This window comes from Paenibacillus thalictri, assembly GCF_004307995.1.
GTDB lineage: Bacteria > Bacillota > Bacilli > Paenibacillales > NBRC-103111 > Paenibacillus_AF > Paenibacillus_AF thalictri.
Map to the genome: position 1 here is coordinate 123508 of NZ_SIRE01000014.1, position 17075 is coordinate 140582.

Here is a 17075-nt window from a genome sequence, read left to right on the forward strand (position 1 = left end):
AATGGCAAGTGTTGGAATCACCTCGGGGCAAACAAGCGAAGCCCCGCCTCGCGTTAGCGAATGGCAACGATTCAGAAAAATTTTCTTCGACCGTGGAGTGGTGCTTGCTGGGACATTGATCGTGGCCGTCTTTATACTGATCGCCGTTATCGGTCCATTGGTTTCACCATACGATCCATACGCGATCAACCTGCGTGAAGCTTTGCAGGGCAGCAGCAGCACGCATTGGCTCGGCACAGATGCAGCAGGACGGGATACGCTTAGCCGTCTCATTTACGGCGCAAGGACTTCGCTTGAAGTAGGTTTGATGTCGGTCATACTCTCCAGTCTGGTCGGAATCACCTTGGGAATTATAGCTGCCTATTACGGAGGTTGGATTTACACCATTATCATGCGTTTCGTGGACGCTTTGATGTCCTTCCCGATGATGCTGCTGGCCATGTTTATCGCCGCCATGCTTGGCGGGGGAGAGAAAAACGTCATTATCGCCTTAAGTGTCAGTCTTATGCCGCAGTACGCCCGTCTCATGTGCGGACAGGTTCTTTCGGTGAAGGAATACGATTATATTGCGGCTGTCAAATCTCTCGGAGCCAGCGACTTCCGTATTCTTGTACGCCATATCTTCAGTAATGCGTTCCCGCCACTGGTCGTCCAGATGACCTTGAGACTGGGACATTCCATTCTGTCCGAGTCCTCCTTGAGCTTCCTGGGCATTGGCATTCAGCCTCCTACCGCAGCTTGGGGCAGCATGGTTTCGGATGGACGCAACTATTTGACCGATCTGCCGATTATGAGCTTAGCACCAGGTTTGGCGATCATGCTGGTGGTCTTTGCCTTCAATATGGTAGGTGACGGTCTTCGCGATGCCTTGGATCCAAGGCTTAGAGGCAGATTGTAAAAGATGTAAGAGTAGGGGGATTGTGAAGTGGCTACTACTATCACGAAATTGGCGGATTTCGCCCATAACATTACGTTTGCCGACTTGCCGGACCCTGTTGTCCGCGAGACGAAGCGCCTTCTTTTGGACTCTTTCGGCTGTGCTCTGGCCGGAGTAACCAGTGATAAAGGCAAATGGGGGATCGAGTTTTCACGGCAATTTTTTGCCGGTACTCCACAGGCCACGGTACTCGGCATTGGCGATCGGATGTCTGCCATCGGTGCCGCATTCGTTAACGGCGAGCTGATTAACGGACTGGATTTCGACGCAGCGGGAAAGCATCTGCCGCCGTTTGTCATCCCGCCAAGTCTGGCCGTTGCCGAAATGAATCGGGCAAGCGGTCAGGAACTCATCGTTGCCTGTGCCCTGGCTCATGAAGTCGGCATGCGCATCGGCCTTGCATTAGGCTCCTATAGAGATATTAAAGACGGCAAAACTTCATTGCCTCCGGTTACCGGCCACAGCAGCGCAGTGTTTGGCGGCGCTGTAGGTGTTGCCAAACTGGATGGGTTTTCTAGCAGTCAGACAGCGCAAGCGTTAGGTATGGCCGGACTCATCTCCCCGGTGCAAACCCAGACCCCGATGCACAAAAACTTGCCTACGAACTCCGGCAAGTACCTGATGGCGGGTTGGGCGTCCCAGGCCGCTCTGACCGCGCCATATCTGATCAAAGCGGGGCATCGTGGCGATATCTCCATCCTCGACGGGGAATACGGCTACTGGCGTTTTACCGGCTCTACCCGGTGGGATGCCGAAGCGGTGATCTCCGGGTTAGGCGAGGAATGGCGTTTCGTAAACAAGGTTCCCATCAAGCAGTATCCTTGCTGCCGGATGATGCATGGAGGGCTTGACTGCCTGGCAGCGATTATTGGGGACAATCAGCTTCGGCCGGAAGAGATTGACGGCATTCATGCCTATCTCGAGGCAACCTGCGTCGAGCCTATGTTTAACAACACGGACATCACAAACCAAATTGACGCTCAGTTCAGCGTCGCGTATAACATGTCCGTTCTCGCCTGCGGCATCAAGCCGGGTGTACGTTGGCAGGAATATGACACGATGAACGACCCGGGAATACGTCGTTTCATGGATAAAGTGACCTTCGAGCCGCATCCGGCCTATGTTGAAGCCTTAAAGAAAGACGCCAATACGCGGATATCCAGAGTAGAGGTATCGGCCAGAGGAAGAACATTTGCCGAGGAAAGGGACTTCATCAAGGGAACTATCACTTCGGACCCTGCTACGTACATCAATGATGATGAACTGATGGCGAAGTTCAAAGATAACGCTTCCCGGATTTTGCCTATTCACAAGGTGAACGAAGCTTGCAGCCGGCTGATGGATTTGGAAAATGCCGGCGACGTGACCACGGTCATTGAGTTGCTTCACCTCTAAAAGATATGTTCCGTCGGACAGCACACACTTGGCATCAAGCAGGTGCCAATGTGATCAAATACTGACTTGTAAAGAATGTTACACAGGAGGGAATTATGGGTCATCTGTTACAAGTGAAAGATCTGCAAACACAATTTACCACCGAAGCCGGCAAAGTTAAGGCAGTGGACGGAGTTACGTTTCATATTGACGAACGTGAAATTGTGGGATTTGTAGGGGAAAGCGGCTGCGGCAAGTCGATGACACAGTTGTCTATCATGCAGTTGATTCCGAATCCTCCGGGCCGGATCGTCGGCGGGGAGGTATTGTTCGAAGGCGACGACTTGCTCAAATACGATAGCGGCAGCTCTGAGATGAGAAACATTCGCGGTTCCAAGATATCCATGGTATTTCAGGAGCCAATGACCTCCCTCAACCCGGTGCTGACGATCAATGAACAGCTTTGCGAGACCATGCAGCTGCATATGGGGCTTAGCAGGGTCGACGCAAGGAAAAGAGCCATTCAACTGCTGAAAGAGGTCGGAATCCCCGCAGCGGAAAGCCGGATCGACGATTATCCCCACCAGTTCAGCGGTGGTATGCGGCAGAGGGTTATGATCGCCATTGCGCTTGCTTGTAACCCGAAGCTGATTATCGCGGATGAACCGACTACCGCCCTGGATGTAACGACGCAGGCCGTCTTGCTGGAATTAATGAAAGACCTGGTCGAACGGCACAACACGTCATTGGCGCTGGTTACCCATAACCTTGGAGTGGTGGCCCGATATGCTCACAGAATCTATGTCATGTATGCAGGCAGAATCGTTGAAGCCGGACCTTCCAGGCAAATATTTGCCAATCCACGGCACCCGTACACCATGGGACTGCTGGGATCTGTACCACGTCTGGATGATCCCCGGGATAAGGAGCTGGTTCCGATTCAGGGCCTGCCGCCTAACCTGGCCAAAATGCCTTCAACGTGTGCGTTCTTGCCCCGGTGTCCGTATAGTACCAGCCGATGTGAGAATTCGCCTCGGCCGTCTCTCACAGAAGTGGGAGAGCGTCATTTGGCAGCCTGCTACTTGAACCAGGAGGAACATGCTCTTGAAAACAACAAATAATGAAAATTCAACCAATAATGAATATCTTCTGGAAGTAAACAATCTCAAGGTTTATTTTCCGGTTACCCGGGGACTTTTGAGAAAGAAGGTCGCTGACGTCAAAGCTGTAGACGACGTCAGCTTCAAGGTGAGAGCCGGCGAGACCTTGGGATTGGTAGGAGAGAGCGGCTGCGGCAAATCGACTTTAGGACGCGGCATTTTGCGGCTGATTGAACCTACCGCGGGGGAAGTTATGTTCGACGGTCAGAACATTCTTGATTTATCGCCAGGAGAAATGAGAAACCTGCGCAGCAAAATGTCCCTGATGTTTCAAGACCCTTACGGCTCGCTGGATCCTCGTCAAACTGCCGGCAGCATTGTCGGCGAACCGCTTACGATCCATAATCTCACGAAAAACCAAAGCGAATACCAAGACAGAATTGAGCATCTATTCCGCCGCTGCGGTTTGGATCCGTCCATGATGAACAGAGTCCCTCACGAATTTAGCGGCGGTCAAAGACAGCGTATCGGTATTGCCCGGTCGCTGGCCAGCGACCCTTCGTTAATTGTTTGTGACGAGCCGATCTCAGCCCTCGACGTTTCGATTCAGGCTCAAATTATTAATTTGCTGAAAGAACTGCAGCGCGGCACGAACGGTTTGACGTATGTCTTCATCGCACACGATCTTTCCGTTGTCAGACATATTAGCGACAGAGTCGCTGTCATGTACCTGGGGAATATTGTTGAGGTTACCGACTCCGATTCGCTGTACGAAAATCCGCTCCATCCGTACACGCGGGCTTTATTGTCGGCGGTGCCGATCCCCGATCCTGTACTCGAGGAGACTCGGGAGCGGATTCTTCTCAAGGGAGAGGTGCCTAGTCCACTCCATCCGCCATCCGGCTGCCCATTCCATCAACGCTGCTTCGAGGCTATTCCGGAATGCAGCCAGATGAAACCTCAGCTTCGCGACGTCGGAAACGGACATCAGGTAGCTTGCATTAGAGTGGGCACATAAATCGGGAATAAGATGGCGGGAATCTGAACTTCATAGACATGACCGGCACAACCCGTTTCGAAGACGTACCGATCGCGTGAGCGGTAAGTACCTCGGGAACCAGAATTTAACAAACGAAAGGGCTGGCGCAAGTGACGTGTAAAACGTCACAGGTGGCAGCCCTTTTTTGAAAAGCGTGTTTATGTTTCATCGTCCTCTTGCGGGTATAGGTCATGAACGACTTTAAGAAACTCCCTGACGATCTGCGATGGCGACTCGCGGTGGAGGATAACCCCAACGGGCACGATATCGGTTTCCAGCGGAATAGCGATCAAGGGCTGCATCGTATTGACAAAATACGCCTTGGAGATGAAAACTCCGTTGTTATAGCAAATATTGATGATGTTGGGCAGATCGTTGCTTGTGAGCAGCTCCAGATTAAGGTCGGGGCAGATTTCATGCAGCTGCGACGCCAGCTCGGAGTTTTTTTTCAGCAGGCCGACACGGTTGCCGGACAGCTCTTCCAGGCGGATCGTTTTGTTTCCGGCCAGCGGGTGGCTGGGCGCGACAAGGCATTTGTAAGGCATAGGGAAAAGCTTGGTGTATTTAACACCGGAGCCCTCGAGCTCCGGATGATAGATGCATTCGGACACGTCCGCGCGATTGTAGAGAATATCTTCGATATAATGGCCGCTCCTGCGCGGCACCACCTGCTGCTTAATAGATGGAAATCTGCGCGAAAATTCGTTGAACACGTTTTCCAGCAGCAGACGCGGATGTTGGGGAGTTGCGATGCGGATGGTCTGATTATGAAAGGCAATCTCCTTGCCCCGCTGGATAACCGAATCTATTTCGCCCAAAATTCTCCTGGCACCGCGGCAAAACTCTTCGCCGGCCGGAGTCAGCGCGATGCCATGGCGTGTGCGTACGAGCAGGGAGAAGCCGACTTCCTCTTCAAGGGTGTCGATCTGCTTTTTTAGCGCCTGTTTGGAAAGATTAAGGGCCTCCTCCGCCTTGCTGAAACTGCCGCATTCTACCGCTTTGAGCAACGATTTCAGTTGTCGATCGTTCATGGACACCACCTCCGGTAGTGAACTTTTGGTTAACAATAAGTTAGCATAAAGCTAATTCCGGGTCAAGCACGGCAGTAGTAAGATAAAGTTGGCTTTTGGACTTCACAGTGCTACGCAATGCAGGAAAGAACGTTCCGGCGCGGCAAGTAAGCCCCCGTGATTCGGGGCTAGTTTAAAATAACATACCAAGATGAAGAAAATAGGAGTGAGCGTAGATGGCAGAAGGACCGCTGAGCGGAGTGAAACTGGTCGAATACTGCAGTTCTGTAGCAGGGTCTTATTGCGCAAAACTGTTTGCCGACCTCGGCGCTGAAGTGATCAAGGTCGAAAAACCGGAAGGTGACGAAGCGAGAAAGAAGGGGCCTTTCTTAGACGATAAGCCTGATCCTGAGCTTTCGGGCCTCTTTCTTTACCATAATACCAACAAGCTTGGCGTTACCCTCAATCTGAACTCGCCGACGGGACGCGTTATGTTCAAAAAGCTGGTAACGGACGCGGATATTCTAATTGAAGACAGAGCGCCGGGAGAGATGGCCAAGCTGGGACTGGGCTATGAAGTTCTTAAGCAATTGAACCCTTCTTTAATTATGGCATCCATTACCCCGTTTGGCCAGGACGGACCTTATCGTGACTATAAAGCTTATGACGTCAATGTCTACCACGCTAGCGGCGCCGGCTATGTGCTGCCGGCCAACTCGCCGAATGCAGACAGGGAACCTGTCAAGGGGGGCGGCATGGTCGCGGAATGCGATGCCGGCGTCTGCGCATCTGTAAGTATTTTGGGAGCGCTTTACTGGCGCAATGCCGGGGGAACCGGACAGTACATCGACATATCCAAGCAAGAAGCGGAGATGGCACTCGAGAGAATGAACATCGTCCGCTACTATGAGCTTGGAAAAAGCCCTACTCGCGTGAAAATCAATCGTCTCCGCGATACGCTTTTGCTCTGCCGCGACGGCGGTTATGTGAAAGTCGTCGTGCATCCGGATAAGCAGTGGAACGGATTGGTTGAAGCGATGGGCAATCCGGAATGGGCCAAGGATGAGAAGTTCAGCAACCATAAGAAGAGAGAAGCCAACTTCGAGGCGCTTACTGCATGCCTCAGCGAAGAAGCGGCTAAATATGACAGTGAGGAGCTCTTCAGCAAAATTCAAGAAAAAGGCACGGCCTGCGCACCCATTTGTTCGGCGGAGCAGGTGTTCAATTCACCGCAAACGAAAGCTCGCGATTTTTATGTAGAGATCGACCATCCGGCAAGCGGCGCATTAATGTACCCCGGGCTGCCTTTCAAGCTCTCCAAGACCGCTCCGCGTCACAACCATGGCGCTCCGCTGTTGGGTCAGCACAATGAGGAAGTGTACGGCAATCGCCTTGGATACTCCAAGGAAGACCTGGCTAAATTCAGAGAGGCCGGCGTCATCTAAACCTGTTTTCAACTGGCTTTCGAGCGAAGGAGGAATTTGCAGATGAACCATGTTGCTTTGAAAGGAATAAGAGTCGCTGATTTCAGTTGGGTATGGGCTGGACCGTATGCCACGTTACTGCTCTCTTTTCTTGGAGCAGATGTAATCAAGATTGAAAGCAGACAGCGCGTAGACCAAACACGGCAGGGAACGATTACGACGGGTGAAGATTTCGAGGGTTTTAACGCCTCGCCGATCTTCAACAATGCGAACCTGAACAAAAAGAGCGTCTCGCTTGATCTTAAAAACCCGGAAGCTGTCGAACTGGCAAAGAAGATCGTCGCGGAGAGCGACATCGTTATCGAGAACATGCGTCCCGGGGTTATGGATAAATTAGGGCTCGGATACAAGGATCTTGTGAAAATCAAACCCAATATCATCATGATCTCGTCATCGGGATTCGGCTCGTCGGGACCATACGGCGAATATGCCGGTTATGCTCCGATATTTGCCGCCATTGGCGGATTGGCTTATTTGACTGGATATGAGGGCGGCGAACCGAATACGATGAGCGGCGTCATGGACCTTAGAGTCGGTACGATGTCGGCATTCGCCATTCTCGCAGCTCTGTTGCACCGTCAGAAGACAGGGGAAGGCCAGTATATCGATCTTTCTTCTTCCGAATGCATCAGCTCTCTCATCGGTCCTGAGCTGATGGAATATACGATGAATAAGCGTTCGCCGAACCGCCGCGGCAATCAGGATTCCATCATGGCGCCCCATAATTGCTATCGCTGCAAGGGCGACGACAAGTGGATCAGCATTGCCGTGGCGACGGATGAAGAGTGGAAGGCGCTGTGCGGTGCGATGGGCAACCCTGAATGGGCCCAAGACGAAGCATTTGCCGATGTGTACAGCCGTTGGAAAAATCGCCATCAGCTGGACGAATATATCGCAGCGTGGACGATCAACTGCACGGATTATGAAGTGATGACACGGCTGCAAAGTGCCGGAGTCGCGGCTACGCCGTCGTTTAACGCCGAGCAAATCCTGTCCGATCCGCATGTCAAGGCGCGCGGCAAAATTATCGAGGTCGAGCATCCGGTGATGGGCAAGAAGAAAGTGATCACTCCGCCGTGGAAGCTCTCGGAGACGCCTGCCACGATTAGCAAAGCTTCTCCGCTGCTAGGCGAACACAATGAAGAGGTATTTAGTTCCCTGCTCGGCATGTCCAAGGAAGAGATACAGAAGCTGGTCGACGAAAAAGTTATTTATTAAGGAAGATGCTTACGAAGCCAGTTTTTGCTGGCGCAAAAAAACTCAAAGCGAATGCTTACGAAGCCAGTTTTTTGCTGGCGCAAAAAACTCTTAGGAGGAATCGGCATGAAAGAAGTAGTCGTTGTATCCGCGGCCAGGACGCCTATCGGTTCGATTGGCGGGGTTCTTAAAAGCATGCAGCCGGAGGATATTCTCTCCGTAGCGCTGGAAGCCGCAATTGAGCGGGCCGGCGTTAGCAAAGATATTATCGACGAGGTCATCGTCGGGCAGACCAAGCAGACCGCGGATGCGCCGAACATCGCCCGGGTGTCCGCTCTCGCGATTCACATTCCGGATTCCACTCCCGCCTACACGGTGCACCGCCAGTGCGCCTCCAGTATGCAGGCGATTCTCAACGCGGTACAGCAAATTCAGTGCGGTTACTCCGACGTGGTGCTCGTCGGAGGCGTAGAGAGCATGAGTACGGCGCCGTTTTACGTGCGCGAAGCGCGTTTTGGCGTCGGACACGGCAACGGGATTTTCGTGGACCCTAATGTGGAGAGCCAGCCGCAAAGCCAGCCGGCCTCCTTATACGGGACGTTTAATATGATTCAGACCGCCGATAACGTGGCGGCAAAATACGGAGTTACCCGGGAGGACTGCGACGCATTTGCCTTGGCAAGCCAGCATAAGGCAGTTGCGGCCATTGACTCCGGCCGTTTCCAGGACGAGCTGGTGGCAGTGGATGTGCCTCTGCGGAAGGGCGCTTTCTTTCAGTTCGATACTGACGAATATCCTAAGCGGGACACCAGCCTGGAGAAGATGGCGAAACTTCGTCCTATCTTTGAAGGCGGTGTCACCACCGCGGGCAACGCCTCGGGCCGCAACGACGGCGCGGTAGGGATGGTGCTTATGAGCGCGGAAAAAGCTGCAGAGCTCGGCGTCAAGCCGATGGCGGCCGTTCTTGGCGGGGCAGCGGCCGGTGTGGACCCTCGTTATATGGGGATGGGACCTGTAGACGCTACACGGAAGCTGATGAGCCGCCTTACGCCGCAGACGGGCTTGAAGCTGGAAGACTTCGGCTTAGTGGAGATCAACGAGGCCTTTGCGGCGCAGTCCGTAGCTTGTGTTCGCGAGCTGGGACTGGATCCGGAGATCGTAAACGTGAACGGCGGGGCGATTGCATTAGGGCATCCGCTCGGCAGCTCCGGAGCGCGGATTTGTACAACGCTGCTCCATGAAATGCGCCGCCGCGGTACGAAACACGGCCTCGCTACGATCTGCGTAGCAGGCGGGCTCGGCATGTCATTGGCGTTTGAGCTCAGAGAATAGATGAAAGGAAGTCACAGCAATGATAAAGCTTGGCGTAGTAGGCAGCGGCAATATGGGCAACGGTATCGGTCAGACCGGCGCCCAGAACGGCTATGACGTAATTCTGTTCGATGTTGCGGAAGCTCAGCTGGAAAAAGCTCGGCAGTCCATTGAAGCATCTCTCCGGAAACGTGTGGACAGCGGCAAGCTGCCGCAGGAGGAGATGGACCGGACGCTTGCCGCGATCCGATATACCTCCGACCTCTCGGAGCTTGCTGATCGCAACGTGATCATAGAGGCTGTGGTCGAGAAGGTGGAGATCAAGCGGAGCGTGTTCACGCAGCTTGAACAAATCGTAAGCGAGGACTGCCTCTTAGGTACGAACACGTCCAGCCTCTCCCTAGCGGAAATCGCTGCCGGCATGAAGGATCCTTCCCGGCTTGTCGGCATCCATTTCTTTAATCCTGTGCCGGCTATGAAGCTGGTGGAGATCGTGCGTACCGAGATGGTGCGGCCGGAGCTTGTGGAGCGGGCCCATGCGTTTGCTGAATCGCTCGGCAAAGTAACAATTCAGGCGCCGGACTCCCCGGGTTTCGTCGTTAACTACTTGCAGTATCCGTTCAGGCTGAACGCGATGCGGATGGTGGAGAAGGGCATCGCCACGCCGGAGGACATCGATACGGCGGCAAAGCTGGGTCTCGGCCACCCCTTGGGGCCTCTCGAGCTTCAGGACATGGTGGGGCTGGACGTCACCTACTACGCGACGTCCTCCATCTATGAGAAGACCGGAGATCCGGCCATGGAGCCGCCGGAAATTTTGCGCCGTATGGTGGAAGAAGGCAAGCTTGGCCGTAAAACCGGCCAAGGCTTTTACAGCTATCCGAAGAAGTAAGCCGGACAGCGCCATTTTTCATTGTGAACTTTTGATTAACAAAGTGTTAGCGTAAAGCTGATTCCGCTGTGAGGCTCTGGAGTAGTAAGCTAAATGCATAAACATAAGCTCGTTATTAACACTGAAGTAGGTGCGAGATAGATGGACTACCAGTTTCTTTTATACGAGAAAAGCGAGGAGATCGCGACGATCACCGTCAACCGCCCCGAGCTGCGAAATGCGCTTACTCAGGCATTGATGGCCGAACTCGGACATGCAATAGATCAGGCAGAGTCGGATGCGGAAGTGAAGGTGCTGATTTTGACGGGGGCGGGAGAACGTGCGTTTGTCGCCGGCGCTGACATTAACGAGGTGGCCGCCCGCGACACGCTGTCGGAGCTGGGACCGAACAGCCGTCTGCGCCGTGCGGTATTATCGCGTCTGGAGCACTTGTCCAAACCAAGCATCGCTGCTGTAAACGGTTTCGCCTTGGGAGGCGGATGCGAGCTCGCTCTCGCCTGTACGCTCAGAATTGCAGCTGACACGGCGCGGTTCGGCCAGCCTGAGATTAACCTTGGGATTATTCCGGGGCTGGGAGGTACGCAGCGGCTGACCCGTCTGGTCGGCAAAGGCAAGGCGATGGAGCTTGTACTTACGGGAGATTTGATCGATGCGCAGGAAGCTCACCGGATCGGTTTGGTCAACCGGATCGTGCCGGCAGATCAGCTGATGGATGAAGCCAGAACGTTGGCGAAGAAGTTGGCTTCCAAGCCGCCGCTTGCGCTGAGAGCGGCCAAGGATGCGGTCGACTACGGCTCCGATATGAGCCTTGCAGCGGCGCTGGAGTTCGAGAATCGGTTGTTCGCGATTGTCTCGGGAAGTAGCGACAAGGCTGAGGGAGTAGCGGCTTTTCTAGAGAAACGTCAGCCTGAATGGCAGGGGCGTTAAGTTAACGCGGGATGGCAAGCGGTAAAGAAAACGTTGCCGTCCGATCGGGATATATTACTGCAGGAACGTCAGCTGAAGGGAGATAAAAGTAATGTCAGTAGATTCTACAAAATTGGACTGGGAAACATTAAGCGACGAAGAATGGAACAAGAGGCTGGACGAGCGTATTGCCGAATTTAACGATGGCCGCGGCGAAATTCTGCTCCCTCCCCCTGCTCACGCGATTATGGAGGAAGAGTATACACGGGGCATCAACAACAAGCTGGTGACCGAGGACCTCATCCGGCATTATGCCGATGCGATCGGCGACCCTAACCCTTTCTGGCGCGATCCTAGTTATGCGGCCGGCACCCGTTGGGGCGGCATTATCGCACCTCCTACTTATGAGTCATGCATCGCATTTGGTTCCGCGTTCGGCGGCCGTCTGAGATTGCCTGGCATCGCCCGCCTGGCCGGCGGCAATAAGCATATTTACAACAGACCGATTCGCCCGGGCGACACATTCTCGATTTATGATAAATACGAAGGATTCGTAGAGAAAGAAGTTACAGGCAAAAACTATCGTATGTTCATAGAGAGCGTCCCTCGTTACTTTGTCAACCAAAGAGATGAAGTGGCTGCGATTGCGATCCACCGCAACATCTACATGGCGACGCCTCCTAGCGTAAGAGGAAACAAAGCCAAAGAAAATAAGATGTACCAGGACAAAGTACGCCATCATTACAGCAAAGATGAGCTTGATATGATCCATCAAAGCTATGATGACCAGCTCGCCGGTGTTAACCGCCGCGGTGCCAAGACCCGCTACTGGGAAGATGTTGTAGAGGGTGAAGAAATCCCGACAGTGATCAAGGGGCCTGTTGACGTAGCTGACGCTTGCGCTCGTACTACGGTAAGCTGCTACTCCTACGCTTATGCGATCAAGTGGGCTGTTATGAGAAACCACCTGAATACGCACCCGATCGATCCGGAAACGGGCGAATATTTCCTACGCCGTGACTGGCATTATACGGATCAGGCGGCTCGCGTACTGGGATATCCATTCGCCAATTCGGCCGGCATTCAGAACGAAATGATGCTTGTTCATGCCGCAACGGATTGGATGGGAGATGATGGTTTTGTAAAATCCGTAGATTCTCAGGCTAGACGTATGGTATTCTTCGGAGACATGACCTTTGTCAAAGGTAAAGTCACCAGAAAGTTCGTCGAGAACGGTGAACACCTGATCGAACTGGCTGTATGGGGTGAGAATCAGGAAGGCCTTGTCCACACCAAGTCGGATTACATTATTAAACTCGTCTCCAAGGCTGAATACGATAGACCGCTTTGATAAGGAGGATAACCATGTACACAGATTATGACGTGATTATTATCGGGTCCGGATCGGCCGGGCTCGCGGCTGGCATATACACAAGCCGTGCAGGATTCAGTACCCTTATCATGGAGAAAAAGACCATGGGCGGAGAGCTGATGAACATCCAGTTGATCGAGAACTATCCGGGATTTGCTAACGGCGTAATGGGTCCGGATCTCGCTTCTGCGATGCTGGAGCAAGCATCCAATGCGGGTGCAGAAGTCGAGATTGGCGAAGTTACAGCCATTAAAAGCAAATCAGGAATCAAAACGGTTCGAACTGACGACCAGACGCTTACCTGCAAGGGTGTCATCCTGGCTACCGGCTCGCATACCAAGAAACTGAAAGTGCCGGGCGAAGAAAAATTGGCGAACAGAGGTGTGTTCTACTGCGCCACCTGCGACGGGGCACAGTCCGCCGGTAAACCGGTTGTCGTAGCGGGAGCGGGAGACAGTGCATTAACCGATGCCTTATATCTCGCGAAGCTCGGCTGTAAAGTAACGATTCTCGGGCGTTCACTGCCGAGAGCCTCCAAGGTGCTGCTTGATCGGGCCGAGGCCAACCCGAACATCGAAATCAAGTGCGGCATCAAAATCGAGAGCATCGTTGGCGACGATTGGGTCACTGGCGTTGATTATGAGGATACAGCTACAGGAACGAAGAGCCGTCTGGAAGTGGCCGGCATTTATATTCGCATCGGCATGGTGCCGAATACGCAGTTTCTGGAGGATAGCCTGGAGCTTGGTCCCGGCGGCTTGATTCCTGTCAACGAGAATATGGAGACTGCGATTCCGGGGATTTACGCAGCCGGAGACGTGCGCGTAAACTCGCCGGCACAGATCGCGACTTCGGTCGGCGACGGCGTAACCGCTGCGATGGCGATTGGACAGTATATCAATTCTCTCTAAATTATGATAACCCCGACCGCGAACCGGACATCGCGGCCGGAGGCATATTTTTTTTCAGTCCGCTGCACGCTATAGAAGCTGTGTCCCCGGTTGCAATCGATTTCATCCTGCATAAAGGGGTGCACAGTTCCCTATATAAGCAAGCCTTGAGATTACGTGTTAGATTTTAAGTATTAGCAAAGTGTTAGCCAATATGATAAGGAGGATTCCAATGGAAAATTCCAATGTGTATGATGTTGTGTGGCCTAGCGCCAAGAGCACAGTGTCCGGCGGGAAGCTGGCAAAACGCCTGGATACGCTGGAGGGCAAAGTCGTCGCCGAATTATGGGACTGGGTTTTCAAAGGCGACATTATGTGCGAAGCGTTCGAAGAGGAACTGCCGAAGCGATACCCAGGAGTCAAGTTTATCAGTTGGAGAGAATTCGGCGAAATCCACGGACCGCATGAAAAAGAGGTATTGGCGGAGCTTCCGCAAAAATTAAAGGAATTTGGTGTTGACGCCGTCATTTGCGGCGTCGGATGTTGAGGGAGCTGTATATCCGCCGTGACGCGGGTAAGCATAATCGTTGAAAAACTGGGAATTCCCACAGTCACTTTGTGCTGTGACGGATTCCATACGGCAGGTCGTTTTAACGCGAAAGCAGAAGGTTATCCTAATCTGCCTTATGCCGTTCATCCGGGACATGTCAATACGACGCCGAATGAAGAAGTATATAAAAATGCCGCCGAGCTCATGGTTGACCAGGTCATCAAAGGTTTAACGGTACAGCCGGCTGACGCCAAACCAGTCAGAATACCGGGAAAAAGAGACACCATTTTCTCGGGTAGTTTTGAAGAAGTCAATGAGTTTTTCTTAGAGCGTGAATGGAGCGACGGTCTGCCGATCGTACCGCCTACGGTAGAGAAGGTGGAACAGTTCCTCAAATTCACCGATCGTTCTCCTGATGAGATCATAGGCATTCTGAAGCCTGAAAACCGCGAGGCAACGATATGGAATATTGCCGTCACCGGCGTGATGTGCGGCTGCCGGCCGGAGTATATGCCTGTGCTCATCGGTATTGTCGAGGCGTTGTGTGACCCCGCATTTACACAGGATAGTCTTGGTCATACGCCTGGCACAGAGGTGCTGATGGTCTTGAACGGCACGATCATCAAGCAGTTGGGCTTCAACTACACGCAAGGGGTGCTGCGCCCTGGATTCCAGGCCAACACGAGCGTGGGCCGTTTCTTCCGCATGTACCTGCGGAATATAGCGGGCTTCCTGCCTCACAAGACGGATAAGGGCTGCTATGGAGATAATTTCAGGATGGTCCTGGCAGAAAACGAGGATGCCGTTGCCAAGCTGGGCTGGGAACCTTACAGCGTAGATCGGGGCTTCAAGGCGGGGGATAACGTTATCACGATAACCACCTGTACGGAAAGAACCCAGGCCATAGAGGTCGGATGGCCAACCGCAGAAGAGATTCTCCAGCACATCGAGAAACGTATGGCCGACAATCATATGTTTATTCAGTTCTTCTTTAGAGGAGATCGTACAAAGCCGATGATTGTCTTGACGCCTCTCATTGTGGAATCATTGGTGAGAGAAGGCTATACGAAGGAAATGGTGAAGCAGCATTTCTATGAAAATGCCAAGTTCAGACTGAGCAACTTGAGAGGAAGATTGGCCGAACGCTTCCATAAGGGTATCGATGATGGCAATTACCCGGAGCAACTGGGCACTTCCCATGATATCAGCGATGACCGCTTAGTTCAGATGCTTGCTTGTCCTGAGGATATCCAGATTGTTGTGAGTGGCGACCCGGGTCGAGACCACGTTCTCGTTTGTGCCCAAAACGGATTTATAGGTCCGCCGACAAGCAAAAAGATCGAACTGCCGGCAAACTGGGAACAACTGCTGAAAGCTGCAAAAAATAAATAACGTAACGCAAAGAAGTATGGGAATGCCGGAATGAGGAAAAGCTGCAGGCCGTTGTCGCCGGCAGCTTGTCTTCCTTACGCCGCCGTGGACATGTTCAGCTGTCATGTTCGCGGTTAGCGGCATACCTATCACCGTTGTATAAACTATGTGTAAACGCTTTCAATCGGTGTTATGAATACCTTACATCATTGTTACTATCAGGAGGAAACAACAGTGAGCAACGCTTTAGTATTATGGAGTTGTCTGTTTGCAATCGTGGTCAGCATTACCGTTACCTTCAAATGGAAAATCAACCTTGGTTTTCTGACCATGGGTTTCGCATTTATAATCGGCTGTATGATGCAGGGAGAAACATTTGATAAAATTTACGGCTATTGGCCGGATACGATCGTATCTTTCTTGATCGGCGCCAGCTTGTTGTTCGGGTTCGCGGCGGAGAACGGTACGATGAAAGTGTTAGGCGACAAGCTGCTGTGGAAATTTCGGAAAAATATGAATTATATCCCTTTTCTGATCTTTTTTATGGCTATGATTTTAGGGTTTCTGGGTGCCGGTCCGGCAACGATCGTTATTCTAACCCCGCTCGCTTACCTTATTGGCACAAAAGCACGAGTTGATCCGATGTTGATCGTCCTGTCGATCGCTATGGGCTACATTACCGCAGGGTATAATCCTTGGACAGGTTCGGGCGCCATTTTTCTTGGCTTGGTAGAAAAGAACGCTGGGGCGGCGGGAGCAGCTACTGCGTTTCCGACATATATGAAAATTTGGATGACGTTTATATTTAAGCAGCTTCTCTTCATCACGATTTTCTTTGTGTTCTATCAAATCTTTAAGAAGAAATGGAACAAGAAAAACCAAGGGAGCCTTGCTGTAGAGGAAAGCCCAGCGGCAGCCGAATTTATGATTGAGAAACCGGCAGACCTTAATCCAGTACAAAAGAAAACGCTTACTCTGATTCTCATTTCCTGCATAGTTATGGTGGTTCCAAGCCTTCTGAATGTTTGGCTTCATCCTAGCGGCGAATTTTTCAAGCATCTGCTCCAGCTGATTAAGCCGCAGTCCGTCCTGCTGATCGCAGCGGTTTTCGCTAGCATTATGAAGCTGGCCGACCAAAAAAAGGTCATCGATAGGCTGCCGATTAGCGCCATTCTGATGATCGTCGGCGTGACTTTCCTGATCGGGATTGCCACAAAAGCAGGCTTGATCGATATTTTGGTAGCCTTCTTCAAGGGCGCGCATATTCCAAAGTTCCTGGTTGCCCCGGCCCTCAGCGTTCTTGCTGGCGTTCTATGTATCTTCGGCAGTGCCACTTTTGTGGTCGCACCGCTATTGTTCACGATGGTACCGGCGCTGAGCACCGCGCTGGGGATCGATCCAGTCAGCCTCTACGCGGCAATTGTCATCGGTGCGGACGGCGTCGGCTCCATTTCACCTTTCGGCGATGCAGGCTCCAAGTTTATTGCCTTTACGCCTGAGGCATTGAAGGAACGCATGATTACGCGTCAGTTCGGCATGATGTTCGTGGTAGGTATTATGTGCGGACTGGGTGCACTGCTTGGCTTGTGGAATATTTTCGCGCATTAAAACTCGTGAATTGAAATCATCCATGGCACGAAAA

General features: G+C 52.4%; 14 protein-coding genes. 13 read left to right on the forward strand and 1 reads right to left on the reverse strand.

What is annotated here, in order from left to right; genetic code table 11:
* Position 1 precedes the first annotated feature (1 nt).
* The 4 genes from EYB31_RS20130 to EYB31_RS40285 all read left to right on the forward strand — a co-directional run bounded on the left by EYB31_RS20130 (position 2) and on the right by EYB31_RS40285 (position 4429).
* Positions 2-898, forward strand: a complete 897-nt coding sequence (locus EYB31_RS20130) for an ABC transporter permease (protein WP_131015208.1) — start codon at positions 2-4, stop codon at positions 896-898.
* 27 nt (positions 899-925) lie between these two features.
* A complete protein-coding gene (locus EYB31_RS20135; RefSeq protein WP_131015209.1) occupies positions 926-2332 on the forward strand; it encodes an MmgE/PrpD family protein in 1407 nt (468 codons plus the stop codon).
* A 95-nt stretch (positions 2333-2427) separates the two neighbouring features.
* Positions 2428-3432 carry an ABC transporter ATP-binding protein gene (locus EYB31_RS40280; RefSeq protein ID WP_165452504.1) on the forward strand — a complete coding sequence of 335 codons (1005 nt, stop codon included), beginning with the start codon at positions 2428-2430 and terminating at the stop codon, positions 3430-3432.
* Positions 3416-4429, forward strand: a complete 1014-nt coding sequence (locus EYB31_RS40285; protein ID WP_276322063.1) for an ABC transporter ATP-binding protein — start codon at positions 3416-3418, stop codon at positions 4427-4429. The genes EYB31_RS40280 and EYB31_RS40285 overlap by 17 nt, the downstream gene beginning before the upstream one ends.
* Positions 4430-4608: 179 nt before the next feature.
* Here the strand turns inward: EYB31_RS40285 and EYB31_RS20145 are convergent, their stop codons facing one another.
* Positions 4609-5481, reverse strand: coding sequence for a LysR family transcriptional regulator (locus EYB31_RS20145; RefSeq protein ID WP_131015210.1), 873 nt, complete (start codon positions 5479-5481; stop codon positions 4609-4611).
* 215 nt (positions 5482-5696) lie between these two features.
* Here EYB31_RS20145 and EYB31_RS20150 point away from each other — a divergent pair, with 215 nt between their 5' ends.
* The 9 genes from EYB31_RS20150 (at position 5697) to EYB31_RS20195 (ending at position 17041) form a co-directional block, all read left to right on the forward strand.
* The gene (locus EYB31_RS20150) at positions 5697-6905 is read left to right on the forward strand and encodes a CaiB/BaiF CoA transferase family protein (protein ID WP_131015211.1); all 1209 of its coding nucleotides are present in this window, start codon (positions 5697-5699) and stop codon (positions 6903-6905) included.
* A 42-nt stretch (positions 6906-6947) separates the two neighbouring features.
* Positions 6948-8162: a CaiB/BaiF CoA transferase family protein gene (locus EYB31_RS20155; protein ID WP_131015212.1), complete on the forward strand. Its 1215-nt coding sequence runs from the start codon at positions 6948-6950 to the stop codon at positions 8160-8162.
* Between the two features lie 105 nt (positions 8163-8267).
* Positions 8268-9473 (forward strand): thiolase family protein, encoded by a 1206-nt coding sequence (locus EYB31_RS20160; protein WP_131015213.1) that lies wholly within the window; start codon positions 8268-8270, stop codon positions 9471-9473.
* Positions 9474-9492: 19 nt separating this feature from the next.
* The gene (locus EYB31_RS20165) at positions 9493-10344 is read left to right on the forward strand and encodes a 3-hydroxyacyl-CoA dehydrogenase family protein (protein ID WP_131015214.1); all 852 of its coding nucleotides are present in this window, start codon (positions 9493-9495) and stop codon (positions 10342-10344) included.
* A 141-nt stretch (positions 10345-10485) separates the two neighbouring features.
* On the forward strand, positions 10486-11271 hold the full coding sequence (locus EYB31_RS20170) for an enoyl-CoA hydratase/isomerase family protein (protein WP_131015215.1): 786 nt from the start codon (positions 10486-10488) through the stop codon (positions 11269-11271).
* 91 nt (positions 11272-11362) lie between these two features.
* Complete coding sequence (locus EYB31_RS20175; protein ID WP_131015216.1) at positions 11363-12601, forward strand: FAS1-like dehydratase domain-containing protein; 1239 nt, start codon at positions 11363-11365, stop codon at positions 12599-12601.
* Between the two features lie 14 nt (positions 12602-12615).
* A complete protein-coding gene (locus EYB31_RS20180; protein ID WP_131015217.1) occupies positions 12616-13533 on the forward strand; it encodes an NAD(P)/FAD-dependent oxidoreductase in 918 nt (305 codons plus the stop codon).
* A gap of 211 nt (positions 13534-13744) precedes the next feature.
* Positions 13745-15454 carry a UGSC family (seleno)protein gene (locus EYB31_RS20190; protein WP_420819458.1) on the forward strand — a complete coding sequence of 570 codons (1710 nt, stop codon included), beginning with the start codon at positions 13745-13747 and terminating at the stop codon, positions 15452-15454.
* 171 nt (positions 15455-15625) lie between these two features.
* The gene (locus EYB31_RS20195) at positions 15626-17041 is read left to right on the forward strand and encodes an SLC13 family permease (protein ID WP_131015220.1); all 1416 of its coding nucleotides are present in this window, start codon (positions 15626-15628) and stop codon (positions 17039-17041) included.
* Positions 17042-17075 lie beyond the last annotated feature (34 nt).

Bases quoted from the DNA above. Each gene is read 5' to 3' on its own strand.
- EYB31_RS20175 (WP_131015216.1), top strand. From the start codon at position 11,363: ATGTCAGTAGATTCTACAAAATTGGACTGGGAAACATTAAGCGACGAA.
- EYB31_RS20180 (WP_131015217.1), top strand. From the start codon at position 12,616: ATGTACACAGATTATGACGTGATTATTATCGGGTCCGGATCGGCCGGG.
- EYB31_RS20165 (WP_131015214.1), top strand. From the start codon at position 9,493: ATGATAAAGCTTGGCGTAGTAGGCAGCGGCAATATGGGCAACGGTATC.
- EYB31_RS20150 (WP_131015211.1), top strand. From the start codon at position 5,697: ATGGCAGAAGGACCGCTGAGCGGAGTGAAACTGGTCGAATACTGCAGT.
- EYB31_RS40280 (WP_165452504.1), top strand. From the start codon at position 2,428: ATGGGTCATCTGTTACAAGTGAAAGATCTGCAAACACAATTTACCACC.
- EYB31_RS20195 (WP_131015220.1), top strand. From the start codon at position 15,626: ATGAATACCTTACATCATTGTTACTATCAGGAGGAAACAACAGTGAGC.
- EYB31_RS20170 (WP_131015215.1), top strand. From the start codon at position 10,486: ATGGACTACCAGTTTCTTTTATACGAGAAAAGCGAGGAGATCGCGACG.
- EYB31_RS20160 (WP_131015213.1), top strand. From the start codon at position 8,268: ATGAAAGAAGTAGTCGTTGTATCCGCGGCCAGGACGCCTATCGGTTCG.
- EYB31_RS20145 (WP_131015210.1), bottom strand. From the start codon at position 5,481: ATGAACGATCGACAACTGAAATCGTTGCTCAAAGCGGTAGAATGCGGC.
- EYB31_RS20130 (WP_131015208.1), top strand. From the start codon at position 2: ATGGCAAGTGTTGGAATCACCTCGGGGCAAACAAGCGAAGCCCCGCCT.
- EYB31_RS20155 (WP_131015212.1), top strand. From the start codon at position 6,948: ATGAACCATGTTGCTTTGAAAGGAATAAGAGTCGCTGATTTCAGTTGG.